The sequence below is a fragment of the Streptomyces sp. PSU-S4-23 genome (assembly GCF_055632315.1).
On record NZ_JBVMUU010000002.1, the window covers coordinates 1,725,400 to 1,748,903 of the forward strand.

26 protein-coding genes and 1 pseudogene are annotated in these 23,504 nt (G+C 70.9%); 12 read left to right on the forward strand and 15 right to left on the reverse strand.

Annotation, left to right across the window (positions count from 1 at the left end):
- Positions 1–145 precede the first annotated feature (145 nt).
- The 5 genes from ACZ79I_RS08675 to ACZ79I_RS08695 all read left to right on the forward strand — a co-directional run bounded on the left by ACZ79I_RS08675 (position 146) and on the right by ACZ79I_RS08695 (position 5,615).
- Positions 146–1,519 carry an ABC transporter substrate-binding protein gene (locus ACZ79I_RS08675; protein WP_471495735.1) on the forward strand — a complete coding sequence of 458 codons (1,374 nt, stop codon included), beginning with the start codon at positions 146–148 and terminating at the stop codon, positions 1,517–1,519.
- Complete coding sequence (locus ACZ79I_RS08680; RefSeq protein WP_471495737.1) at positions 1,516–2,463, forward strand: carbohydrate ABC transporter permease; 948 nt, start codon at positions 1,516–1,518, stop codon at positions 2,461–2,463. Before ACZ79I_RS08675 ends, ACZ79I_RS08680 begins: the two co-directional genes overlap by 4 nt.
- A complete protein-coding gene (locus ACZ79I_RS08685) occupies positions 2,460–3,341 on the forward strand; it encodes a carbohydrate ABC transporter permease (protein WP_471495739.1) in 882 nt (293 codons plus the stop codon). Before ACZ79I_RS08680 ends, ACZ79I_RS08685 begins: the two co-directional genes overlap by 4 nt.
- Positions 3,338–4,327 carry a zinc-dependent alcohol dehydrogenase family protein gene (locus ACZ79I_RS08690; protein ID WP_471495741.1) on the forward strand — a complete coding sequence of 330 codons (990 nt, stop codon included), beginning with the start codon at positions 3,338–3,340 and terminating at the stop codon, positions 4,325–4,327. Before ACZ79I_RS08685 ends, ACZ79I_RS08690 begins: the two co-directional genes overlap by 4 nt.
- 94 nt (positions 4,328–4,421) lie before the next feature.
- A complete protein-coding gene (locus ACZ79I_RS08695; RefSeq protein ID WP_471504827.1) occupies positions 4,422–5,615 on the forward strand; it encodes a TerD family protein in 1,194 nt (397 codons plus the stop codon).
- Positions 5,616–5,731: 116 nt separating this feature from the next.
- On the opposite strand, the gene ACZ79I_RS08700 is transcribed toward ACZ79I_RS08695, so the two are convergent.
- The 3 genes from ACZ79I_RS08700 to ACZ79I_RS08710 form a co-directional block, all read right to left on the reverse strand.
- Complete coding sequence (locus ACZ79I_RS08700; RefSeq protein WP_471495743.1) at positions 5,732–6,298, reverse strand: TetR/AcrR family transcriptional regulator; 567 nt, start codon at positions 6,296–6,298, stop codon at positions 5,732–5,734.
- Positions 6,299–6,459: 161 nt separating this feature from the next.
- Positions 6,460–6,711 carry a hypothetical protein gene (locus tag ACZ79I_RS08705; RefSeq protein ID WP_471495745.1) on the reverse strand — a complete coding sequence of 84 codons (252 nt, stop codon included), beginning with the start codon at positions 6,709–6,711 and terminating at the stop codon, positions 6,460–6,462.
- Positions 6,712–6,830: 119 nt separating this feature from the next.
- On the reverse strand, positions 6,831–6,971 hold the full coding sequence (locus tag ACZ79I_RS08710; protein ID WP_471495747.1) for an Arc family DNA-binding protein: 141 nt from the start codon (positions 6,969–6,971) through the stop codon (positions 6,831–6,833).
- 35 nt (positions 6,972–7,006) lie between these two features.
- Between ACZ79I_RS08710 and ACZ79I_RS08715 the strand changes: the two are divergent.
- Positions 7,007–7,117: pseudogene (locus tag ACZ79I_RS08715) on the forward strand (AraC family transcriptional regulator); the annotation flags it as partial.
- Positions 7,118–7,210: 93 nt separating this feature from the next.
- Here the strand turns inward: ACZ79I_RS08715 and ACZ79I_RS08720 are convergent.
- A complete protein-coding gene (locus tag ACZ79I_RS08720; protein ID WP_471495749.1) occupies positions 7,211–8,638 on the reverse strand; it encodes a hypothetical protein in 1,428 nt (475 codons plus the stop codon).
- A gap of 300 nt (positions 8,639–8,938) precedes the next feature.
- On the opposite strand from ACZ79I_RS08720, the gene ACZ79I_RS08725 reads away from it, so the two are divergent.
- Entirely contained in the window at positions 8,939–10,765 is a 1,827-nt protein-coding gene (locus ACZ79I_RS08725) for an endonuclease/exonuclease/phosphatase family protein (protein ID WP_471495750.1), read from the forward strand.
- 85 nt (positions 10,766–10,850) lie between these two features.
- Here the strand turns inward: ACZ79I_RS08725 and ACZ79I_RS08730 are convergent, their stop codons facing one another.
- Together ACZ79I_RS08730 and ACZ79I_RS08735 are read right to left on the reverse strand one after the other, a co-directional pair.
- The gene (locus ACZ79I_RS08730) at positions 10,851–11,585 is read right to left on the reverse strand and encodes an SRPBCC family protein (RefSeq protein ID WP_471495752.1); all 735 of its coding nucleotides are present in this window, start codon (positions 11,583–11,585) and stop codon (positions 10,851–10,853) included.
- Between the two features lie 16 nt (positions 11,586–11,601).
- Positions 11,602–12,255 (reverse strand): ArsR/SmtB family transcription factor, encoded by a 654-nt coding sequence (locus ACZ79I_RS08735; protein WP_471495753.1) that lies wholly within the window; start codon positions 12,253–12,255, stop codon positions 11,602–11,604.
- Between the two features lie 144 nt (positions 12,256–12,399).
- Between ACZ79I_RS08735 and dapA the strand changes: the two genes are divergently transcribed.
- Complete coding sequence (gene dapA, locus ACZ79I_RS08740) at positions 12,400–13,305, forward strand: 4-hydroxy-tetrahydrodipicolinate synthase (RefSeq protein WP_471495755.1); 906 nt, start codon at positions 12,400–12,402, stop codon at positions 13,303–13,305.
- Between the two features lie 108 nt (positions 13,306–13,413).
- Here dapA and ACZ79I_RS08745 read toward each other — a convergent pair whose 3' ends face one another.
- Entirely contained in the window at positions 13,414–13,962 is a 549-nt protein-coding gene (locus tag ACZ79I_RS08745; protein WP_471495757.1) for a flavoprotein, read from the reverse strand.
- Between the two features lie 118 nt (positions 13,963–14,080).
- On the opposite strand from ACZ79I_RS08745, the gene ACZ79I_RS08750 reads away from it, so the two are divergent.
- From ACZ79I_RS08750 to ACZ79I_RS08760, 3 genes are all read left to right on the forward strand, one after another.
- Positions 14,081–15,271 carry a helix-turn-helix domain-containing protein gene (locus tag ACZ79I_RS08750; protein ID WP_471495759.1) on the forward strand — a complete coding sequence of 397 codons (1,191 nt, stop codon included), beginning with the start codon at positions 14,081–14,083 and terminating at the stop codon, positions 15,269–15,271.
- Between the two features lie 432 nt (positions 15,272–15,703).
- A complete protein-coding gene (locus ACZ79I_RS08755; RefSeq protein ID WP_471495760.1) occupies positions 15,704–16,117 on the forward strand; it encodes a DUF6415 family natural product biosynthesis protein in 414 nt (137 codons plus the stop codon).
- On the forward strand, positions 16,083–16,295 hold the full coding sequence (locus ACZ79I_RS08760) for a hypothetical protein (protein WP_471495762.1): 213 nt from the start codon (positions 16,083–16,085) through the stop codon (positions 16,293–16,295). The genes ACZ79I_RS08755 and ACZ79I_RS08760 overlap by 35 nt, the downstream gene beginning before the upstream one ends.
- Positions 16,296–16,814: 519 nt before the next feature.
- Here ACZ79I_RS08760 and ACZ79I_RS08765 read toward each other — a convergent pair.
- From ACZ79I_RS08765 to ACZ79I_RS08780, 4 genes are all read right to left on the reverse strand, one after another.
- Complete coding sequence (locus ACZ79I_RS08765) at positions 16,815–17,168, reverse strand: zinc ribbon domain-containing protein YjdM (protein ID WP_471495763.1); 354 nt, start codon at positions 17,166–17,168, stop codon at positions 16,815–16,817.
- A 96-nt stretch (positions 17,169–17,264) separates the two neighbouring features.
- On the reverse strand, positions 17,265–18,254 hold the full coding sequence (dapD, locus tag ACZ79I_RS08770; protein WP_471495765.1) for a 2,3,4,5-tetrahydropyridine-2,6-dicarboxylate N-succinyltransferase: 990 nt from the start codon (positions 18,252–18,254) through the stop codon (positions 17,265–17,267).
- Between the two features lie 297 nt (positions 18,255–18,551).
- The gene (locus ACZ79I_RS08775; protein WP_471495766.1) at positions 18,552–19,091 is read right to left on the reverse strand and encodes a TetR/AcrR family transcriptional regulator; all 540 of its coding nucleotides are present in this window, start codon (positions 19,089–19,091) and stop codon (positions 18,552–18,554) included.
- Positions 19,091–19,411 carry a DMT family transporter gene (locus ACZ79I_RS08780; protein ID WP_471495767.1) on the reverse strand — a complete coding sequence of 107 codons (321 nt, stop codon included), beginning with the start codon at positions 19,409–19,411 and terminating at the stop codon, positions 19,091–19,093. Before ACZ79I_RS08780 ends, ACZ79I_RS08775 begins: the two co-directional genes overlap by 1 nt.
- Before the next feature lie 291 nt (positions 19,412–19,702).
- Here ACZ79I_RS08780 and ACZ79I_RS08785 point away from each other — a divergent pair, with 291 nt between their 5' ends.
- A complete protein-coding gene (locus ACZ79I_RS08785; RefSeq protein WP_471495769.1) occupies positions 19,703–20,566 on the forward strand; it encodes an AbfB domain-containing protein in 864 nt (287 codons plus the stop codon).
- Between the two features lie 64 nt (positions 20,567–20,630).
- Here the strand turns inward: ACZ79I_RS08785 and ACZ79I_RS08790 are convergent, their stop codons facing one another.
- The 4 genes from ACZ79I_RS08790 to sufC are packed head-to-tail and all read right to left on the reverse strand — an operon-like array spanning position 20,631 to position 23,497.
- Positions 20,631–20,966 (reverse strand): metal-sulfur cluster assembly factor, encoded by a 336-nt coding sequence (locus ACZ79I_RS08790; RefSeq protein ID WP_471495771.1) that lies wholly within the window; start codon positions 20,964–20,966, stop codon positions 20,631–20,633.
- On the reverse strand, positions 20,963–21,430 hold the full coding sequence (gene sufU / locus ACZ79I_RS08795) for a Fe-S cluster assembly sulfur transfer protein SufU (protein WP_471495772.1): 468 nt from the start codon (positions 21,428–21,430) through the stop codon (positions 20,963–20,965). Before sufU ends, ACZ79I_RS08790 begins: the two co-directional genes overlap by 4 nt.
- Positions 21,431–21,452: 22 nt before the next feature.
- Positions 21,453–22,709, reverse strand: a complete 1,257-nt coding sequence (locus tag ACZ79I_RS08800; protein ID WP_471495774.1) for a cysteine desulfurase — start codon at positions 22,707–22,709, stop codon at positions 21,453–21,455.
- Positions 22,706–23,497, reverse strand: coding sequence for a Fe-S cluster assembly ATPase SufC (gene sufC / locus ACZ79I_RS08805; protein ID WP_471495775.1), 792 nt, complete (start codon positions 23,495–23,497; stop codon positions 22,706–22,708). Before sufC ends, ACZ79I_RS08800 begins: the two co-directional genes overlap by 4 nt.
- Positions 23,498–23,504: the final 7 nt, after the last annotated feature.

Below are 23,504 nucleotides of genomic sequence, written 5' to 3' on the forward strand. Positions count from 1 at the left end.
CGGCCGCCCTCCGGACAACCGCACACCCCTCCCACAACCGTCCGCCCGCCGCCCCGGCGAGCCGCACGGCGGACCCGCACACCCTCACACCGCCGACATCCGACGGCCCCGCCGTCGACCACCCATGAGCGACCAGGAGCACCCCATGCGAACCCAGAGCCGACGAACGCCCCGCACCCTGCTTGCCGTGGCCGCCGCAGGAACGCTGATCAGCCCCCTGCTCGCCGCCTGCTCGGGCGCCGGCGGCGCCGGCGGCGGATCCTCCGCCCACTCCATCAACGTCCTGATGGTGAACAACCCCCAGATGGTGGAGCTGCAGAAGCTCACCGCCGGCCACTTCACCAAGGACACCGGGATCAAGGTGAACTTCACCGTCCTGCCGGAGAACGACGTCAGAGACAAGATCAGCCAGGACTTCGCCAACCAGGCGGGCCAGTACGACGTCGCCACGCTCAGCAACTACGAGATCCCGATCTACGCCAAGAACGGCTGGCTCCACCCGATCGACTCGTACGTCAAGAGCGACACCGCCTTCGACCAGCAGGACATCCTCGCGCCCATGCGGCAGGCCCTCACCGCCGCGGACGGCAAGCTCTACGGCGAGCCCTTCTACGGCGAGTCCTCCTTCCTGATGTACCGCAAGGACGTCTTCCAGAAGAAGGGCCTGACCATGCCAGCCAAGCCCACCTGGCGGCAGGTCGCCGGCCTGGCCGCCGAGGCGGACGGCGCCGAACCCGGCATGAAGGGCATCTGCCTGCGCGGGCTGCCCGGCTGGGGCGAGGTGATGGCGCCGCTGACCACGGTCGTCAACACCTTCGGCGGCACCTGGTTCGACAAGGACTGGAAGGCCCGGCTGGACTCGGAGGAGTTCCGGCAGGCCACGCAGTTCTACGTCGATCTGGTCCGCAGGCACGGGGAGTCGGGCGCCGCGCAGTCCGGCTTCGCCGAGTGCCTGAACGACATGACGCAGGGCAAGACGGCGATGTGGTACGACGCCACGAGTGGCGCGGGCTCGCTGGAGGCCCCCGGGTCCCCGGTCAAGGGCAAGATCGGCTACGTTCCGGCCCCGGTCGAGAAGACGGAGAGCTCCGGCTGGCTCTACACCTGGGCGTGGGGCGTCCAGAAGGCGTCCCAGCACGCCGACGACGCCTGGAAGTTCATCTCGTGGGCGTCCGGCAAGGACTACGAGAAGCTCGTCGGCAGGACGGCCGGCTGGGCCAACGTGCCCGCCGGCAAGCGCACGTCGACCTATGACATCCCGCAGTACCACCAGGAGGCGGCCGCCTTCGCCGACGTCACCCGGGACGCCATCGCGGGCGCCAGGCCGGAGGACCCGGGCGTGCAGCCGCGCCCCGCGCCGGGCATCCAGTTCGTCGGCATCCCCGAGTTCACCGACCTGGGCACCAAGGTCTCCCAGGAGATCAGCTCCGCCATCGCGGGCCGGCAGTCCGTGGACGGCGCGCTGAAGAAGTCGCAGCAGTACGCCGAGGCCGTCGCCAGGAAGTACGAGGGATCATGACCGTCACCAGCACCGCCCGGGTCGCCACCGCCTCCGCGCGGCCGGCGGCCCGGCCGCCGAACCGCATGCGCGCGTGGGCCACGCGGGCCCCTCTGCTGCCCGCGCTGATCTTCATGATCGTCGTGACGCAGCTGCCGTTCGTGGCGACCCTGGTGATCTCGTTCTTCGACTGGAACGCGCTCTACCCGGACGACCGCCGCTTCGCCGGACTCGCCAACTACTCCGACGTGCTCAGCACCCCGGAACTGCGCAAGTCGGTGTGGACGACCGTCCTGCTGACCGTCACCGTGGTGCTCGTCAGCCTGCTGCTCGGGCTGGTCCTCGCGCTCCTGCTCGACCGCCGCTTCCGTGGCCGGGCCGCCGTCCGCACCCTGCTCATCGCGCCCTTCCTGCTGGTGCCGATCGCGGCCGCCCTGCTGTGGAAGCACGTGCTGTTCAACCCCGAGTACGGCCTGTTCAACGGCGTCCTGCACTGGATCGGGGGAGACGGCGCGCCCCAGCCGGACTGGATCTCCGACATGCCGCTGACGGCGGTCGAGGCGTCGCTGGTGTGGCAGTGGACGCCCTTCATGATGCTGATCCTGCTGGCCGGGCTGCAGAGCCGCGACCCCGAGCTGGTCGAGGCGGCCCGGATGGACGGCGCGGGCGACTGGCAGGTGTTCGTCCACATCACCCTGCCGCATCTGCGCCGCTACCTCGAACTGGGCGTGCTGCTCGGCTCGATCTACATCGTGCAGAACTTCGACGCGGTGTTCACCATCACCTCCGGCGGCCTGGGCACCGCGAACCTGCCCTACACCGTCTACCAGACCTTCTACCAGGCGCACGAGAACGGTCTCGCCTCCGCGGCCGGCGTCCTCGTCGTCATCGGCTCCATCGCCCTGGCGACCTTCGCCCTGCGCGTCGTGTCGTCCCTGTTCCGTGAGGAGGTGTCCCGCGCATGACGACCACGGCCACCGCCGCACCACGTCCGCGCGCACCGCGACGGACCCGCTCCGGCCCCGGGCTCGGGGGCAGCGCCCTCGGGGTGGCCGCCTGGCTGGCCGGCATCCTGTTCGTGCTGCCCATCGCCTGGATGGCCCTGACGTCCTTCCACTCCGAGACGGACGCGGCGACCAACCCGCCCTCCCTCGCCGCCTCCCTCACCCTGGACAGCTACCGCGAGTTCTTCGGCCTGGACGGAGGCGCCAGCCCCTGGCCCTCGCTGATCAACTCGACGACGGCGTCGGTGGCCTCCACCGCGCTGACCCTGCTCCTCGCGCTGCCGGCCGCGTACGCGCTGTCCGTCCGGCCGGTGCGGAAGTGGACGGACGTGCTGTTCTTCTTCCTGTCCACCAAGATGCTGCCGGCGGTGGCGGGCCTGCTGCCGATCTACCTCTTCGCCAAGGACGCCGGGCTGCTCGACAACGTCTGGGCGCTGGTCGTGCTCTACACCGCCATGAACCTGCCGATCGCGGTGTGGATGATGCAGTCCTTCCTGTCCGAGGTGCCGGTCGCGGTCATCGAGGCGGCACAGATCGACGGCGCCCGGCTGCCCACGGTGCTGGGCCGTGTGGTGGCCCCGATCGCCCTTCCCGGCATCGCCGCCACCGCGCTGATCTGCTTCATCTTCAGCTGGAACGAACTGCTGTTCGCCCGGGTGCTCACCGGCGTGGTGGCCGAGACCGCCCCCGTCTTCCTGACCACCTTCATCACCAGTCAGGGCCTGTTCCTGGCGAAGGTGTGCGCCGCGTCGCTCGTCATCTCCCTGCCGGTGCTCGCCGCGGGGTTCGCCGCCCAGGACAAGCTGGTCCAGGGCCTGTCGTTGGGAGCCGTCAAATGAAGGCCGCCGTCATCGAGTCCGTGGGCCGGGCCGTCGTCTCCCAGGTCCCGGACCCGGTGCCGGGGCCCCGCGAGGTCGTCGTCGAGGTCGCGGCCTGCGGTCTGTGCGGTACGGATCTGCACATCCTCCAGGGCGAGTTCGCGCCCACGCTGCCGATCGTGCCGGGCCACGAGTTCGCGGGCGAGGTGGTCGGGGTGGGCACCGGCGTCACCGAGGTGTCGGTCGGCGACCGGGTGGCCGTGGACCCGTCCCTGTACTGCCACGAGTGCCGGTACTGCCGTACGGGCCACAACAACCTCTGTGAGCGGTGGGCCGCCATCGGTGTGACGACGGCCGGCGGTGCGGCGCAGTACGCGCTGGCCCCGGTCGCGAACTGCGTCAGGCTGCCCGAACACATCCGCACCCAGGACGCGGCGCTGATCGAGCCGCTGTCCTGCGCGGTCCGGGGCTACGACGTCCTGCAGTCCCGCCTGGGCGCGCACGTCCTGATCTACGGCTCCGGAACGATGGGCCTGATGATGCTGGAGCTGGCGAAGCGGACGGGCGCGGCGAGCGTGGACGTGGTGGACGTGAACCCGGCGCGCCTTGAGACGGCGCGGCGGCTGGGCGTGACGGCGTCCGCGGCGAGCGCGGACGAACTGGACCGCCCGCAGGGCTGGGACCTGGTGGTGGACGCCACGGGAAACGCGGCGGCGATCCAGGACGGCCTCGGGCGGGTGGCGAAGGCGGGCACGTTCCTGCAGTTCGGCGTCGCCGACTACGCCACGCGGGTCACGATCGACCCGTACCGCATCTACAACCAGGAGATCACCATCACCGGTTCGATGGCCGTGCTGCACAGCTTCGAGCGGGCGGCCGAACTGTTCGCGGGCGGGGTGCTCGACCCCGGGGTGTTCATCAGCGACCGGCTTCCGCTGGAGCGGTACCCGCAGGCGCTGGAGCAGTTCGCGGCGGGGGTGGGCAGGAAGATCGTGGTGGTGCCGTAGGGGATCGGGGCCGGGGGCCCGGCCGCGTCGGCCATACGGCGGTGGGTAAGGGAACGGTAAAGCGCCCTCGCTCGTTACCCCAGGCATGACAGCTATGACCCCCGGCTCGAACATCCCTCTCTCCGCCGCCCGCGTGACGGTGGACGTCGCCGCCCCGGTGCGGCTCGACGTATCGGGCCTGCTGCTCACCGCCGACGGCAAGGTGCGCTCCGACGACGACTTCATCTTCTACAACCAGCCCGCGGGCCCCGGCGTGACCTACCGCTCCGGCGGCGGCACGAGCCCCGACTCGATCACGGTCGACACCGGTGGGCTCCCCGAGGGCATCGAGAAGATCGTCGTGACCGCGAGCCCGGACGCCGCGGGACAGACCTTCCAGGGCATCGAGCCGACGGCCACGATCCGTGACGCGGACGACAACAGCGTCCTGGCCACGTTCACTCCCCCGCAGCTCGGCACCGAGACGGCCCTGGTGGTCGTGGAGATCTACCTGCGAGGCGGCGTGTGGAAGGCCCGCGCGGTCGGCCAGGGGTATGCGAACGGACTGGCGGGCATCGCCACCGACTTCGGGGTCACGGTGGAAGAGCCGGCCGCGCCCGCGCAGCCCGCCGTCCCGCCCCCGCCCGCCGCGCCGGCCCCGGTCGCCGCACCCGCCGCTTCCCCGATGCCCGCCGCCCCTCCGGCCCCGCCCGCACAGGCTCCCGGCGCCGGGAAGATCAATCTGGACAAGGGCCGGGTCAGCCTCCGGAAGAACCAGACCGTCTCCCTCGTCAAGGGCGGCCGTCCGCTGCTGTCCCAGGTCAAGATGGGCCTCGGCTGGGAGCCCGCCTTCCGCGGGAAGGACATCGACCTGGACGCGTCCGTGATCGCCTACGGCCCGCAGCGCAACCACATCGACAGCTGCTACTTCGGCAAGCTGACCATCCTCGGCGGCGCCGTCAAGCACTCCGGTGACAACCTCACCGGCGAGGGCGCCGGCGACGACGAGGTCATCATGGTCGACCTCGGACGCCTTCCGCAGGAGGTCACGGGCCTGGTGTTCACCGTGAACTCCTTCTCCGGGCAGAAGTTCACGGAGGTGGCCAAGGCGTACTGCCGCCTCGTCGACGCCGCGACCGACCAGGAACTGGTCCGCTTCGACCTCACGGGCACCGAGCCGCAGACGGGCGTGATGATGGCCAAGCTCATCCGGCAGTTCTCCGGGGAGTGGGAGATGACGGCCATGGGCGACTTCGTCAAGGCCCGCACGGTGCGGAACATGGTGAAGCCGGCGGCGCAGGCGCTGTAGGCGGTCGTACGGCACCCGCGGGGCCCCGGGCCGGGGGCCCGGCGGGTGCGCCGGCCATGGGACCGCGGATGCGCCGGGCCGGGGCCCGCGAACGCGCCGGTCGTGGTGCCGCGGCCCTACGGCCGCAGCCCCTCCGTCAGCAGCGACAGATAGCGGCGGATGTGTCTGCCCTCGCCGTCGGCGAGTTCGGACGCCGTCGCCACCCCGTGGGCCAGCCGGAGGATCTCGATCGGCTCGACGTCCGCCCGCAGGGCCCCCTCCCGCTGCGCGGCCTCGACCAGCCGCGTGGCGGCCTCCTTCATGCATGTGCCGCAGGCCGTGACGGCCGCCGAGCTGCCGTCCGTGACGGCCGATCCCAGCAGTGCCTTGAGGCCGCGCACCTGGATCGTTCCGACGCACAGCTCGTTGAGCCATTCCACCAGCGCCTCACCCGGCGGAAGCTCCTTCGCGATCTCGTCCGCCCGGGCGGCGATCGCCTCGATCCGGTCGACGTAGGCCGCCTCCAGCAGCGCCTGGCGCGTCGGGAAGTGGCGGTAGAGCGTGCCGGAGCCGACCCCCGCGCGCTTGGCGATGTCATCGAGCGACGCGTTCTCGCCGTGTTCGGCGAACGCGGCGGCCGCGGCCTGCAGCAACCGCTCGTAGTTGCGACGGGCGTCCGCTCGCATGGGCTTGACCTGCGACATCCAGATACTCCTTGCGAACCGGGGACCGTCTCCGCATCTTATCGGGCCTCGAACCGACGCGCCGTCCACACCACGGCAACCCCATGGCGGCGCAGCACGAAGTCGTCCACTCCCGGCCGGCACCTCTCGCTCCGGTAGCCGGATGTGCAGCGTGTGCACCTTCACGACAGGTCGATGGGAGCCGGGTTCCACTTGTACCGCACGTCGTCCTCATCCTTGAGCAGAACTCCGGCTTGCGCCATCCGGTCAAGGATGTCCACCAACATGTCGCCCAGCGGATATCCGTCCACCCAGAACATCCGCTTCACCGAGGAGAGCTTCTGGTCACGCGGAAAGACACCCAGGAACACCCCGAGCCGAAAGGCTGCTTCGTCGTAGTCCAGCCAATCGGCCAGGACGTCCCTGAGCTCCATGCCGCCTTTCACCGAGCAGCCGGAGGATGCCCGTCCTTCAGGGCGGGGTGGGGGTACCTCCCGCTTGCGGGGGAGGATCCGGCTTCCCGCGCAGCAGGGCAAGGAAAGAGCAATCGCCGTCAGGGCGATTGGTCGTCCCCCTCCACGGCGGCGAGCGCGACCTCAAGCATGTACACCAACTCGGAGTTGAGGGACCGACGCTCGCGCTGTGCATGGGCGCGCAACCGGTCACGGAGCTCTCGGGGCAGACGCAGTGTCATCCGAACTTCCTCGTCAGCCAGGTTCCCGTCGAATCCATCCATACCGGACCGTGCCGGGGCCCGAGATCCTGCGGGTGCGCCTGTCAGAAGACGGGGCCCGGGCGGACGCGGAACTGTGGATTCCCGTGGAGCGGTCCGTCTCCTGAGGCGGCGCTGTCCGGTGGCCCGGAAACCGGGTCAAGGGCCACCGGCCGGCGCGCCGTATGCCGGCGGCCCCGGCCCGGGTCACCGGCCGGACCTCAGCCCCCTTGCTGGGAACGGGCCTTGAACGCCGCCTTCCGTGCTTCCTTGGCGACCTTCTTGTCCGGGTGCAGGCGCCCCATCGCCTCCAGGACCTCCGGGGTGGCGGGGTGGTCCACCCGCCACGCCGTGGTGAAGAAACCGCGGTGCTGCGCCGCGAGGCCCTCCACCAGCGCCTGCAGTTCCGCCGAGTTGCCCTCGGCGGCCAGTTGCGCGGCCACCGTGTCGATGGTCAGCCAGAAGACCATCGACTCGGGCGGCGCGGGCACCTGGGCCGCGCCGTGCTCGGTGAGCCAGACCCGTGCCAGGCCCCCCAGTTCCGCGTCGTCCAGCACCTCACGCAGGGCCGGCTCCGCGTCCGCTCCCACCAGGGAGAGCGCCTGCTGGCAGCGCAGCCGGCGCAGCGGCGCGCCGGCGTCCGAGCCGCGTGCCGCCGCGAGCAACTCACGTGCCGCCGTGAGGGGTTCGCGGCGCGCCAGCCACTGCTCCGTCTCGGCCTGTGCCGCAGGGGGAGGAAACGCGGACGTACCGTCGAGCAGCACGTCGGCGCCCTTGTCCGCCAGTTCGCCCACCGCGGGCGCGGTCATCCCGGCCTCCAGCAGCCGGGTCCGCATCCCGAACAGCCCGAGCGGGGTCAGCCGCACCATCCCGTACCGGGTGACGTCCGTCTCGTCGACGGGTGCCGCGGGTTCCTCACCGTCATCGGTCAACAGCGCCTCGTCGACGGGCTGGAAGTCGACGAGCCCGATCGGTTCGAGAACCCGGAACTGGTCGTCGAGCCGCATCATCGCGTCCGACACCTGTTCCAGGACGTCGTTCGTGGGCTCGGCCATGTCGTCGGGCACGAGGACCGACGCGGCGAGGGCGGGCAGCGGCACCGGGCTGTCGCCGGGACCCTGCTCGCCGACCGCCAGCACATAGAGGTTTCCGAGGACCCCGTCGAGGAAGTCCGCCTCCGCATCGGGGTCCCAGTCGAGGGAGGAGAAGTCGATCTCGCCGCCCTCGTCCATGGCGTCGACGAGGTCGCCGAGGTCGGGCACGCTCGCGTCGGCCAGCACGGTCTCCAGCGCGTCGAGCCATACGCGGAGCACGTCGTGCGGGCTTCCGGAGGTGAGCAGGGCGAGGTCGGCGCCCGCGGTGACCGTCCCCTCCTCCTCGTCGGCGATCTCCACCAGCCCGGTGTCGACGGCGACCCGCCATGCCTCGCTCGCGAGGGCGGCGGCGTCCTCGCCGGCCAGCCCGAGGACCTCGGCCGCGGCGGGCAGCTGCTCCTCGACCAGTTCGCCCGCGGTGCCGACCCGTGTGTCCGGGCCGGCCCAGCGGGCCAGCCGGGCGGCGCGGGAGAGCAGGGGCGTGGCGAGCGCGTCCCGCGCGAGCTCCGCTTCTGAGCGCAGCCGGACCGGCGGCAAGGGGGAGCTGTCTGACATCGGCAGGGTCTCCTTGAGACGTATGTAGTGACCGAGGGGCGCCCCGAAACACACGGCTCAGCCTAGACGGATTTCCACCCATGCCGCCCGGTTCATCTCCCCTTCGGCCGCCGTACATGGCTGAAACCTTGACAACTGCCCTGACCAGGCAGGAGATTGACGCGCGTAGAAGTCGGCGGACACTTGTTCACCGACGCCTCCGCCTTCTGCGCGCGTCGCCACCGCCCCACCGGTCACGGCTGCGCAGTTCCACGCTCCACCCTCGTCCCGGCGCCCACGCATGTCCCCGGAGGGATCCCGTTGCCGAGAAAGTCCACCGCGCGTCTCGCCGCGCTCACCGTCGCCGCCGTCTGCTCGACCGTGTCCGGCGTGGTCCTCACCACCCCGGCGCACGCGGACTCCGTGCGCATCCATGACATCCAGGGCACCACGCGACTGTCGCCGCTCGCGGGCCAGAAGGTCACGGACGTGGCCGGAATCGTCACGGGCGTACGGGGCTACGGCTCGTCCAAGGGGTTCTGGATCCAGGACCCGACCCCGGACGACGACCCTGCGACCAGTGAGGGAGTCTTCGTCTTCACGAGTTCCGCCCCGAAGGCCGCCGTCGGCGACTCGGTCACGGTGACGGGCACCGTCTCGGAGTACGTCCCCGGCGGCACCTCGTCCGGCAACCAGTCGGTCACGGAGATCACCAGGCCGACGGTGACGGTGCTCTCCGGCGGCAACCCGGTCCCGGCGCCCGTCGTCATCGACGCGCAGACCGTGCCGGCCGAGTACGCCCCGGCGGGCGACACGGCGGCGAACGGCTCCATCAACGGTCTCGCCCTGGAGCCGGCGACGTACGCCCTGGACCACTACGAGTCCCTGGAGGGCATGAACGTCCAGGTCGCCGACGCCCGCGTGGTCACCGCCAGCAACCGGTACGGCGAGCTGTGGGTCACGGTGAAGCCGCACGAGCACGCCAACCGCCGTGGCGGCACGGTCTACGGCTCCTACCGCTCCCAGAACACCGGCCGGCTGCAGATCCAGTCGCTGGGCCCGGCCGCGGACTTCCCGACGGCGGACGTCGGCGACACGCTCACCGGCACGACCACCGGCCCGCTGGACTACAACCAGTTCGGCGGCTACACCCTCGACGCGAGGGAGACCGGCGCCCTCAAGAGCGGCGGCCTGCAGCGTGAGACCACGCGCAAGCAGGGTCGCGGGGAGCTGGCCGTGGCGACGTACAACGTGGAGAACCTGGACCCGTCCGACTCCACCTTCGAGGCCCACGCCTCCGCGATCGTGGACAACCTGCAGTCGCCGGACATCGTGTCCCTGGAGGAGATCCAGGACAACGACGGGGCGACGGACGACGGCACGGTCGACGCCTCCCAGACGGTGGACAAGCTCGTCGCCGCCATCGTCGCGGCGGGCGGCCCGCACTACGAGTGGCGCTCCATCGACCCGGTCAACGACCAGGACGGCGGCCAGCCGGGCGGCAACATCCGCCAGGTCTTCCTGTTCAACCCGCAGCGGGTCTCCTTCACCGACCGCCCGGGCGGCGACTCGACGACCGCGGTGGGCGTCACCGAGGTACACGGCAAGGCGCAGCTGACGGTGTCCCCCGGCCGCATCGACCCGGCCAGCGACGCCTGGAAGGACAGCCGCAAGCCGCTCGTCGGAGAGTTCGTCTTCCGCGGCCGGACGGTCTTCGTGATCGCCAACCACCTCGCCTCGAAGGGCGGCGACCAGGCGCTGCACGCCCAGTACCAGCCGCCGACGCGCGGCTCGGAGACCCAGCGCCACCTCCAGGCGGCCGAGGTGCACGCCTTCGTCGAGGACATCCTGGACACGCAGAAGAACGCCGACGTCATCGCGCTCGGCGACATGAACGACTTCGAGTTCTCCGACACCGCGAAGATCCTCGAGGGCGACGGCGAGCTGTGGTCGGCGATCAAGTCGCTGCGCAAGAGCGAGCGGTACACGTACGACTACCAGGGCAACAGCCAGGTCCTGGACCAGATCCTGGTCAGCCCCTCGATCCGCCGCGGCTGCGACGTCGACTACGACAGCGTGCACATCAACTCGGAGTTCCACGACCAGATCAGCGACCACGACCCGCAGGTGCTGCGGTTCAGGCCGTAGCCGCCCGCGCGGCCGCCGGCCTCCCGTGCCGACGAGCCCGGCCCCGTCGTCCGGGGGGCCGGGCTCGTCCCATGGGTACGCCGGGTCAGGCGAAGACCTCGTCCAGCCAGCCCTGCCAGGCGGCTTCGTCGGCCTTCGCGTCGGCGCCGGGCGCGAAGTCGTGGATGCTGATGCCGACCGGGGCGCCCCAGTGGTTGCGCCCGAAGAAGCGGATGAGGGCGTCGTCGGTGCGCAGTCCGGCGAAGTACGGGTCGCGGTAGTCGAGCACGGCGTCGAAGAGGCGGCCCTGCGGACCCCGCACCTCCACGGCGGAGCCCGCGACGGCGTCCTCCTCGATCCCGAGCGCCCGCACCACCGCGTCGAAGGCGTCGGCCGCCGTGGACGCCTCGGGGCCGTTCAGCGTCGCGAAGGCGACCGGCCGGGGCGCGAAGTGCGTGAGGTACTCGCGCAGGGTGTGCAGGTAGAAGTCGGTGTGCTTGCTCGCGCCGTCGTACTGGTTGTCCCAGTCGTCGACGAAGATCCCGCTGTGCACGTACCGCACCCAGGCGCGTCGGCCGCCCTGGCGCGGTTCGATGGTGTGATCGAGCTGGTTGAGGGTCTGCTCGTGGATGCCTTCGACGTTCTCGACGCGGTTGGTGTAACGGTGCGGCGGGTCCCACGCCGTGACGGTGGATCCGAAGGGCCCCTTGCCGCCCTCGCGCGGCTCGGGGGCGTCCATCGGCCACAGCCAGCCGCCGGTGCCGCCGGTGACGGCCTCCCAGACCTGTTCCGGAGTGGCGTCGGCCTCGAACTCGCGGACGATCTCGAATTCCCTGGACATGATGGGCTCCTGCGCGTCAAGTGGGGGTGTCGGTCGGTGGGTCCAGCTCGGCGGCCGGCGACGGCGCGTCCTCGAGTCCGGCGGCCGGCGGCCTGAGCGTGGGGTGGACGGCCACGACGATCCGGTGGTCGCGGCCGCCCTCGGTCTCCGGAGCGTCGTACTTGCGTATCAGGGCACTCAGGCCCGCCGTGAGCTCCTGGACGAACGCGGCCCGGTCGGCCGCGGAGGCGAAGCGCACCTCGCCGTCGAGCGCGAATGTCGCGAGCCGCTTGCGGGCCTTCGCCGCGCCGGTGACGAGCGAGCCGACCTCCCGCACCAGCCGGGCGCCGAGGGCGAGCAGCCAGCGCGCGGAGAGCTGGTCGCGGAAGCGGTCGGGGTCGGGCTGCACGGAGGCGAGCGCGAGCGGGCTGATCACGTACGAGGCGGCGGTGGCCCGCATCAGCCGCTCGGTGACGTTGCCCTTGCGGCGCTCGCCGGCCAGCTCGACCAGGCCGTGCCGCTCCAGGGCCCTGAGGTGGTAGTTCACCTTCTGCCGGGGCTGCCCGACGCGTCCGGCCAGCATGACGGCCGACGCGGGCCCGGCCGCCAGCTCGGCGAGCAGCCGGGCCCGTACGGGGTCGAGTGAGACGGCTGCGGCCTCGGGGTCCTCGATCACGGTCACGTCCAACATGGCTCCACCCTCCCACCGAAAACTTTTTTTGTCCAGGAGAGTGAGGCTTTCGGTGAGAGGCGCCGGCACGCCACAGCATTCCTAATGAATATCGTGAAGAAGAATTAAGTGGAGCTACACAAAGAGGCGCCGGAGACTACCGCCATGACGACAACGACCCTCGCCTCCCCTCCCTTCGGCCGCGCCCTGTGCGCGATGATCACGCCCTTCACCGACGACGGAGCGCTGGACCTCGACGGCGCGCAGCGGCTCGCCGACCTGCTGGTGGCCGAGGGCTGCGACGGCCTGGTGCTCTCCGGCACCACCGGCGAATCGCCGACCACGACGGACGCCGAGAAGGCCGCACTGGTGCGGGCGGTACGCGAGGCGGTCGGCGGACGGGCGTCGATCGTGACGGGTGTCGGCACCCCGGACACCCGGCACACCGTGGAGTTGGCGATCGCGGCCGAGAAGGCGGGCGCGGACGGCCTGCTGGTGGTCACGCCGTACTACAACCGGCCCCCGCAGGACGCCGTCGAGGCCCACTTCCGCGCGGTCGCCGACGCCTCCGGGCTGCCGCTCGTGCTGTACGACATCCCTGGCCGCACCGGCACCCGCATCGAGCCCGCCACGATGATCCGGCTCGCGGAGCATCCGCGGATCGTGGCGGTCAAGGACTGCGCCTACGACCTGCTCGGCACCCAGAAGGTGCTGGCGCGCACGGAGTTGGCGTACTACGCGGGCTGCGACGAGGAGGTGCTCGCCCTGTACGCGGTCGGCGGCGCCGGTTGCGTCAGCACGGTCGCCAACGTGGCGCCACGCCGGTTCCGGGCGATCCTCGACGCGTTCGACGCGGGCAGGACGGCCGAGGCCGCCCGTCTTCAGCAACGGGCCCTGCCGCTCATCGAGTCGATGATGGCGTCCGGCCTGCCGGGCACGGTGACCGCGAAGGGCCTGCTCGGCAGGCTCGGCCTGCCGTCCGGCCCGGTCCGCCCACCGCTGCGGCCCGCGGACGCGAAGACGGTCGGCGAACTGCTCTCGGTGTACCAGGACCTGACCGAGGATCAGTGATCACGGGCGGCCGTGGACACCGTACCGTTGCCGTCCGGGGGCGGGGGGTACCGTCGTCAGCGAGCGACGACATCGGTGGAGTGTCCGGCTCACACGGTGATCCGCTGATCAGGTCCGGGCGAGTTCCTCCGCCGCGGTGAGGACCAGGTGCCAGGGATACTCCTTCGGCTTGCCCTGGCCCGGCGGGTTCGGCACGAAGCCGCCCTGTCCGTACAGGACCCGTACCCTCATGGCGCGCAGTTCGGCGACACTCCGCCGGAACTGGCGATGCTGCGCGTAGGCCGCATTCACGCACGGCATGGTCACGGTCGGGATGTCCTTGCCGATGCCCTCGGCGACGACGCCCACCACGAAGTCATGCGTGAGGCCGAGCGCCCACTCATTGATCGTGTTGAAGGTGGCCGGCGCGACCGCGATCACGTCTGCCTTGGGCCAGAGGTCCGGCTCGCCTGGCATCTTGTACTCGCTGCGCACGGGATGGCCGGTCAGCCGCTCCAGCTCGGTCAGCTGTGGCGCCAGCCAGAGCGCCGCGGTCGGGGTGAGGCCGAGGCACACGTCGAAGCCCCGGGCCTGCGCATCCTGGATCACCGTCGCGACGTCGAACACCGGCGGGGCCGCCGAGCCGAACAGGTACAGCACACCGGAAGTCGTCGTCATACGCCTATCCGACCACACCCAACCGTCCCCGCTCACAAGGGAGTCGGAAGCGGAAGGAGGAACCCGCACCGACCGGGCGCGGGTACTGTTCCCCGTGGGTGCCAGAACGGAGACCGGTATGCCCACAGTGGATGATGACCACACGGGTGCACGCATCAAGGAGCAGCGCAGACTGGCCAGGCTCACTCAACGCCGGATGGCCGATCTGCTGCCGTACTCGTACAGCTACCTCAATCAGGTGGAGTGCGGGGCCCGCCCGGCGACGGCCGCCTTCGTGGCCGCGTGCGCCAAGGTCCTCAAGGTCGACGTGACCGCGCTGACGGGGCAGCCGTACGTGACCGAGTTGCAGCGCGACCGGCTCGCCGCGCTGGTGCGGCCGATCCGTGAATCGCTTGACCTGTATGACCTCGGCCCCGACCCGGACCTGACCGTTCGGCCGGCAGACCGGCTCGTCACGCGGGCGGACCACCTGTGCGAGGAGGTCCGCGCCGCCCATCTGCGGAACGCCGCCCGCGACCTTCCGGGCCTCATCGCCGAACTCACGCACACCGCCTGGTCGACACCGTCGACCGAGGTGTGGCAGGCGCTCGCCTCTGCCTACCGCACCGCGCACGACATCAGCGTGAAGCTCGGCTACTACGACCTGTCCGCGGTCGCCCTGGACCGGATGGACTGGGCGGCGCAGCGCGCGTCCGCCCCGTGTCTTGCGGCCGTGCGCCAGTACATGCGGGCCCTGGTGTACTTCCGTGAGGGTGAGTACCGGATCGGGCAGCGGCTCATCGCCTCCGGACACAGCATGGTCGACCAGGCCGACGACACCCGCGAGGCCCTGGCCGTTGCCGGGCAGTTGCACCTCGGCGCCTCGGTCATCTCCGCACGGGCCGAGGACGAGGCGGCCGTGAAGGTGCACATCGGCGAGGCGCGCCGGATCGCGAAACGGATCGGTGACGCCTCCGAGGTGCACTGGCTGTCCTTCGGCCCGGCCAACGTGGACCTGCACGAGATGTCCGCCGCTGTCGAGATGCGCCAGTACGACGACGCGCTCAAGAAGGCCCGGAAGATCGGCAAGAAGCTGCCGCCGAAGCTCGCGACGTCCCGCCGCGCGCACTTCCTGATCGACCAGGCCCGCACCGAACTGGAGACCGGGAACACCGAGGACGCGTTGAAGTCGCTGGTCGCGGCGCGGCGCATGGCTCCCGAGCAGACCCGGTATCACCCGGCGGCCCGGGAGACCATCACGGGCCTCATTCACCTGTCGCGGCGAACCCCGGACACCCTGAATCACATGGCGGCCTGGATCGGTCTGTAGGCCGCGCCCGCAACGCTCACAAGACTGTGAGCGTTGTGCCCCTTTCGGAGCGTCACTCTGTTCTCACGCCTGGTCAACAACGACGACGCGGGAGCAGTGGGATGGCACGCGGTCGACTCGCTCCGAAGGCATCGGCCGACGCCACCCCGCGGCCCTGCGGACGTCACCGCAAGGCGTGCCCCGGCAGCCGCGCGAACGGCTCCGGGGCCGGTCAACGCTTCGAGGGAACGTCGGCATGACGAACACTACGACCCCGGCACGCCCGAGGGTCAAGATGAGCATCCGCGTGTACCGAGTGGACCGCCACGGCTCGGTCATTCAGGACCGCGGCACCGTGATGAGCCTTCCGCACGACTACGAGCCCGCGTTGGAGCCGCTCAGTACCGATCCGGGACCCTGCCGCTGCCCCATCCACCGGGCAGGAGGTGACCGGTGACGGGGACCGCGGAGACCGAGAGTGGCACGCGGGTGCCGGACATCGCGGCGATGCGCGAGATCGCGAACCGGCTGCTCGACCCGGACGCCGCCCCCGAGGCGCTGCCGCCGGCCGCCGACGAGCTGGAGAGGCTGACCGGCCTGCTGCGGGAGCATCTGGGGCTGCTCATGCCCGAGATCGAGCAACTGACCGAGCAACTCCCGGAGGACAGCATCCCCAGGTACTGCGCACTCGCCTGCACGGGGGAGGCCCGCAGGAAGCTCGCCGCCGCGCCGAGCCCGGCGCCGGGCGGGGCCGTCGCCCACGCACGCCGTCTGGCCCGCTCGCTGACCGCCCTCGCGGACCACTACGAGACGCTGGCCGGTGGTGCCCGATGTGACCGCCGCGTCGCATGTGTGCCGCGCCTGTGACGAGCCGGTCAGCGACCCGGAGGCCGCGGTGTACCTGGGGCGCGAGACGGGCAACAGCGGGCCCGGCTGGGACCTCTGGGCCCACCGCGATCACGCCGACCGCGTCGGCCCGGACCCGGACGCGGTGCGGATCCTCGCCCGCGTCCTGCTCGCGCGAGCCCTTCGGCCGGACCGCTGATCCCTGCCGCCCCGCCCCGGGCGACAGGGGTCCCAGGACAGCCGCCCAGGGCATCGCCACAACCACCGCCCCGTGTCACCGGACTCCAAAGCCCGGCGAGACGGACCCCCGACCAGGCCGCCGCCTCACGCCGCCGGGCCGTCCGAGCCCGTCGGCCGGACCGTCGCGTAGTCGGCGTCCGCTCGAACGCTGCCGAGCTGCAGTGAACCGGCCCCGTCCGTCCGCTTCCCCCGTGGCGGATCGGCGGGGCCTTCAGTCCCCGAGCCGGGACGCCGTCACGCCGAGCACGTCGCGGCATTTGGTGGGTCCGTGCCGGCTCCGGGCACTGCGACCAGGCGCAGTAGGCCGCGCGTGGCCCGAATCCGCCAATCCCGAGGCGGCTGCCGGGCTCGAGTCCGCCCAGTCGAAGGAGCGGTCGACCGCTATGTCGCGATGACCCGGGCGACCGGGCAGCTCGTCGTCCTCACGACCTCCTGAGGCCGGCCCCCTTCGGGTCAGGCACTGGTTCAGGGCTTCCGGTCAGGCCTTCCTGACCACGCCGGACTTGAGCTGCATGGCGCCGAACCCGTCGATCCTGCAGTCGATGTCATGGCCGTCCACGCCGCTGACGAGACGGATGTTGCGCACCTTGGTGCCGGCCTTGATCCCGGTGGGGCTGCCCTTGACCTTGAGGCTCTTGATCACCGTGACGGTGTCGCCGTCGGCGAGCACATTGCCCACCGCGTCCTTGACGACCCCGCTCTCGGCCGCGCTCTCGGTGGCCGGGGGCGCGGGGGTCCACTCGTGCGCGCACTCCGGGCAGACCAGGAGAGGACTCATCTCGTAGGTGTACTCGCTGGAGCACTCGGGGCAGGGGGGCAGTATTTCGGTCACCTGGCGAGTTTAGTCGAGGTCCCGAGCGGCCGGAGCGCCCTCCCACCGTCCTCGGACCGTGGAGGGGCGCTCGCCGCGGCGCGGGGCCGCCGGTGATCAGTTGTGGCTGTGCAGGACCTCGTTCAGACCGCCCCAGACCGCGTTGTTCGGGCGGGCCTCGACCGCGCCCGTGACCGAGTTGCGGCGGAACAGGATGTGGGAGGCGCCGGAGAGCTCGCGGGCCTTGACGATCTGGCCGTCGGGCAGGGTGACCCGGGTGCCGGCGGTGACGTACAGGCCGGCCTCGACGACGCACTCGTCGCCGAGGGCGATGCCGACGCCCGCCTCCGCGCCGATGAGGCAGCGCTCGCCGATGGAGATGATCACGTTGCCGCCGCCGGAGAGCGTGCCCATGGTGGAGGCTCCGCCGCCGATGTCCGAGCCGTCACCGACCACGACGCCCGCGGAGATGCGGCCCTCGACCATGGAGGTGCCGAGCGTGCCGGCGTTGAAGTTCACGAAGCCCTCGTGCATGACCGTGGTGCCCTCGGCGAGGTGCGCCCCGAGCCGCACCCGGTCGGCGTCGGCGATGCGGACGCCCTTCGGCGCGACGTAGTCCGTCATGCGCGGGAACTTGTCGATCGAGGTCACCTGCAGGTGCAGACCCTCGGCGCGGGCGTTCAGCCGCACCGTCTCGATGTCGTCGACGGCGACCGGGCCCAGCGAGGTCCAGGCCACGTTGGCCAGGAAGCCGAACATGCCGTCCAGGTTCTGGCCGTGCGGCTTGACCAGGCGGTGCGAGAGCAGGTGGAGGCGCAGGTAGACGTCGTGCGCGTCGATCGGCTTGTCGTCGAGCGAGGCGATGACCGTGCGGACCGCGACCACCTCGACGCCCCGCCGGGCGTCCGGGCCGATCGCCTTCGCTGCGCCCTCGCCGAGCAGTTCCACGGCCCGCTCGGCGGACAGCCGTTCGGTGCCGGACGGTCCGGGCCCGGCGGCCAGTCCGGGCGCGGGGAACCAGGTGTCGAGGACGGTGCCGTCGGCGGCGATCGTGGCAAGGCCGGCGGCCACCGCACCGGTGGTACGAGGAGCAGTCGTGTCGGTCATAGGGGAAACCTAACGTGGCCGGGGGCGCTCCGGCGAACCCGTACCCGGACGTCTCACGTACCGGGCCACGGCACCCGGCACCCGGCACCCGCGGCCAGGGGCAGGGACAGGGCCGCCGGTCCCGGGCCACGGCCCCCGGTGCGCGCCCGGCCCGGAAACCGGAGTCCGGAGACGCCGCCCATCGCCGCCCATCGCCGCCGGGCGCCCTGACCGTCGCCCGGAGGCGCGCCGACCATCGCCCGGAGTCGCGCCGACCGTGTCCGGAGGCGCGCCGGTCGCCGGGCCGTCACCCGCCCATCACCCGCCCATCACCCGCGTGAACATCTCCCTCGCGTACTCCTCGTCGTACCGCGCACCCGTGAGCAGCACCTGCAGGCAGATCCCGTCCGTCAGGGCGAGCAGGGCACGCGCGGTGGCCGGGTCGATGCGCCGGGCCAGGCGGGTCGCGGTCTCCTCGGTCCACTCCGCGGCGACGGGGCGCAGGGCCGGCCGGCGCAGGGCCGCGAGGTAGAGCTCGTACTCGAGCTCGACACTGGCGCGGTCGCGGTCCAGCCACTCCCCCAGGGCCCGGGCCAGGTCCGCGGCGAGGTCGCCCTCCGCGTCCTGCGCCACACCGCTCGCGGCCAGTACCTTGGCGAAGCCCTCGTTCACCTGGCGCAGCGCCGCGACCATCAGCTCGTCGAGGGTCGCGAAGTGGTACGTGGTGGAGCCGAGCGGCACATCGGCCTCGGCGGCGACGGAGCGGTGGCTGAGCCCCGCGATGCCCTTCTTCCCCACGACCCGGATCGCCGCGTCGATGATCCGCTGCCGCCGCGCGGGGTCGTGGCGCCGGGGCATCAGTGCACGCCTCCGAGGTTCAGGACCACCACCCCGCCGATGATCAGCCCTATCCCGGCGATCTTCGCGAGGCCCAGTCCCTCGCCGAAGAGCACCAGGCCGATCGCGGCGACGGTCGCGGTGCCGACGCCGGACCAGATCGCGTAGGCCGTGCCGATCGACAGGGTCTTCAGGGCCTGTGCGAGCAGCACGAAGGAGATGACGTAGCCGAGGACGGTCACCAGCGAGGGCCAGAGCCTGCTGAAGCCGTCGCTGTACTTCATGGCGGACGTCGCGACGACTTCGGAGGCGATGGCTCCGGCGAGGAAGGCGTAGTCCATGTGTACGAGTGTACGCATCGATGTGTACGGCCGTACACGAGCGGGTCCGCGGGCCGGCGGGCCGCACGGGGAAACCGCTCTCCGAAACGGGTTCTGGAAGCCCGTCATGTCCACTACTGTTTCACCGGCCGCGCACCCGGCGGCCACCGCCGCCGCGCCACGCGTCCGTGGCCGGCTGCCCCTGCTCTCGCTCCTGCTTGCCTTGCCTTCCCTTGTGCCCCTTGTGCCCCTTGCGCCACCACCACTTGACGATTCCGCGTCCGCCGTACGGCGACGCTGAGGGACCCGCGCATGCCAGAAACGAACCCCCCATCCGCTCCCGACCGGCCAGGCCCCTCCCCGGTGTGGGAGACCGGTGAGGCTCCGGGCGAGGACCGTACGCCCGGGACGCGCAGGCTGTGGGCGGCCGGTCTGCTCGCCGTGGCCGTCTTCTCCACCAGTGCGATAGCGATCTCCTTGGCGGGCAGTGCGTCTGACGGGGCATCACCCCAGCGCACACAGGACGCCGCGGTCGCGCTGGGCGAGCCGGACGTGCCCGACGCCCCGCTGCCCGCCCCCTCCGTCCCGGCGCCCGTCGGGAAGAGCGGCATGGCCTCCGCCGGCCCCTCCAGGACGGCCGCGGACGGATCGCCCTCCCCGAAGTCCGGGAAGCCCGCGCCCGGTTCGGGACCGGCCGCCCACTCCTCGGCGTCGGCCGCCGCCACGTCCAGCGCGTCCGCGTCCACGCCCGCCGCGACACCGACGAGGTCGGTCCGGTCGGTCAACTACCCCGACCGCTACTGGCAGGTGAGCGGCGACTATGTGAAGCTCGACCCGGCCGGCTCCGCTCACGACCGGCGAAACTCCACCTTCACCCTGGTCAAGGGCCTGGCCGACGGCTCCTGTTACTCGTTCGCCACGGCCGACGGCGGCTATCTGCGCCACCGGAACTTCCTGTTGCGCGCCGAACGCAACGACGGCTCCACACTGTTCGGGCAGGACGCCACCTTCTGTCCCCGACCGGCGTCGTACTCCGGCGCGGTCATGCTGGAGTCGGTCAACTACCCGGGCCGCTTCCTGCGCCACCAGAACTTCCAGCTGCGTCTGGACCCGTACCAGCAGACCCCCCTCTACCGCGCGGACTCGGCGTTCCGGCTGGTGGACGGACTGGCCTGAGCACGCGAAACGGCGGCGTCCGCCGGACGCCGCCGTTGTCCCCGGCCGGTGGGGGCCAGGGGCCTCAGACGTTGAACCCGAGTGCCCGCAACTGCTCGCGGCCCTCGTCCGTGATCTTGTCGGGGCCCCACGGCGGCATCCAGACCCAGTTGATGCGCAGCTCGTCGACGAGGCCCTCCGTGGCGGACATGGCCTGGTCCTCGATGACGTCCGTCAGCGGACAGGCCGCGGACGTCAGGGTCATGTCGACGGTGGCGATGTTCGCCGCCTCGTCGATGTGGATGCCGTAGATGAGGCCGAGGTTGACGACGTCGATTCCCAGCTCGGGGTCGACCACGTCCATCAGGGCCTCGCGGATTTCCTCCTCCGAGACCGGCTTCGTCTCCACGGTGTCACTCATGCCGTCTTCCTTTCGGCGTCGGCTCCGCCCAGCGCCTGGGCCGTCGCGTCCTTCCACGCCATCCAGCTCAGGAGGGCGCACTTCACCCTCGCCGGGTACTTGGAGACGCCCGCGAACGCGACCGCGTCCTCCAGGACTTCCTCCATCGCGTCGTCGGGCTCGATCCGGCCCCTGGACTGCATCAGCTCCAGAAAGGTCTCCTGGATCTTCTGCGCCTCGGCCAGCTCCTTGCCGACGAGCAGGTCGTTCAGTACGGAGGCCGATGCCTGGCTGATGGAGCAGCCCTGCCCCTCGTACGACACGTCCCTGATCGTCGTGCCGTCGTACTTCACACGCAGCGTGATCTCGTCGCCACAGGTCGGATTGGTGTGGTGCACCTCGGCGTCGCCATCCCTGAGACCACGACCGTGCGGGTTCTTGTAGTGGTCCAGGATGACTTCCTGGTACATCGAATCAAGCTTCACAACGCCTGCCCTCGCGTCCCTGTCAGCCGAAGAAGTTCCGTACGTGCTCCAGCCCCTCGACCAGTGCATCGATCTCGGCCGGCGTGGAGTACAGATAGAACGACGCTCGTGTGGTCGCCGGAATTCCGTAACGGAGGCAGACCGGACGGGCACAGTGGTGGCCGACCCGGACGGCGATGCCCTGTTCGTCGAGGACCTGGCCCACGTCGTGCGGATGGATGTCTCCCAGAGTGAAGGAGATCGCCGCGCCCCGGTCCTCGGCCGTGCCCGGTCCGATGATCTTCAGATCGGGGACCTCGGCCAGCCGCTGCACCGCGTACTCGGTGATCGCGTGCTCATGGGCGAGGATCCTGTCCATGCCGATCGAGCCGAGGTAGTCGATCGCCGCACCCAGGCCGACCGCCTGCGCGATCGGCGGCGTGCCCGCCTCGAACTTGTGCGGGGCCGGTGCGTAGGTCGACGAGTGCATCGAGACCGTCTCGATCATCTCGCCGCCGCCCAGGAACGGGGGCAGGTCCTCCAGCAGTTCCTGGCGGCCCCAGAGGACGCCGATGCCCGTCGGGCCGCACATCTTGTGGCCGGTGAAGGCCACGAAGTCGGCCTGCAGGGCCTGCACGTCGAGCGGCATGTGGGGCGCGGCCTGCGAGGCGTCGACACAGACCAGCGCGCCGACCTCCTGCGCGCGGCGCACTATCGCCTCGACCGGGTTGAGCGTGCCCAGGATGTTGGACACCAGCACGAAGGAGACGATCTTCGTCTTCTCGGTGATGACCTCGTCGACGGCCGACAGGTCCAGCCGGCCGTCGTCCGTGAGGCCGAACCACTTCAGCTTCGCACCCGTGCGCTGCGCCAGCAGCTGCCACGGGACGATGTTGGAGTGGTGCTCCATCTCCGTGATGACGATCTCGGTGTCGTGGTCCACCCGGTAGGGCTCGTCGGCCCAGCCCAGCATGTTCGCCACCAGATTGAGCGACTCGGAGGCGTTCTTGGTGAAGATCACCTCGTCGCGGCTCGGCGCGTTGATGAACGCGGCGACCTTGTCGCGTGCGCCCTCGTACAGCGCCGTGGCCTCCTCGGCGAGCACATGCACCCCGCGGTGGACGTTGGCGTTGTGGCGCTCGTAGTACTCGCTCAGGACGTCCAGCACCTGGCGCGGCTTCTGCGAGGTCGCCGCGTTGTCCAGGTACACGAGCTTCTTGCCGTCGTGGACCAGCCGGTCCAGGACGGGGAAGTCCTTGCGGATCGCCTCGGTGTCGAGGAGGCCCGGCAGCTGTGTCACGCGACGCCCTCCCCTGAGTTCGCTCCGCTCACGGGGCCACCCTTCACGTATGCCTCGTAGCCCTCGTCCTCCAGCTTGTCCGCGAGCTCGGGGCCGCCGGACTCGACGATGCGGCCGCCGGCGAACACATGGACTTGGTCGGGCTTGATGTAGCGCAGGATGCGCGTGTAGTGCGTGATCAGCAGGGTGCCGACCTCGCCGGTGTCACGGACGCGGTTGACGCCCTCGGACACGATGCGCAGGGCGTCGACGTCCAGGCCGGAGTCGGTCTCGTCGAGGATCGCGATCCTCGGCTTGAGCAGTTCCAGCTGGAGGATCTCGTGGCGCTTCTTCTCACCGCCGGAGAAGCCCTCGTTCACATTGCGCTCGGCGAAGGTCGGGTCCATGCTGAGGCGCTCCATGGCCCCCTTGACCTCCTTCACCCAGGTGCGCAGCTTCGGTGCCTCGCCGCGGACGGCGGTCGCGGACGTGCGCAGGAAGTTGGAGACCGAGACGCCGGGGACCTCGACCGGGTACTGCATCGCCAGGAACAGGCCCGCGCGGGCGCGTTCGTCGACGGACATCGCCAGGACGTCCTCGCCGTCGAGCAGCACGGTGCCGCTGGTGACCGTGTACTTGGGGTGACCCGCGAGCGAGTAGGCGAGGGTCGACTTGCCGGAGCCGTTGGGGCCCATGATGGCGTGTGTCTCGCCCTGCTTCACGGTGAGGTCGACGCCCTTGAGGATCTCCTTCGTGGCGTTGTCTGCCTCGACGGTGACATGCAGGTCTCGGATTTCAAGCGTTGCCATGGGTGCC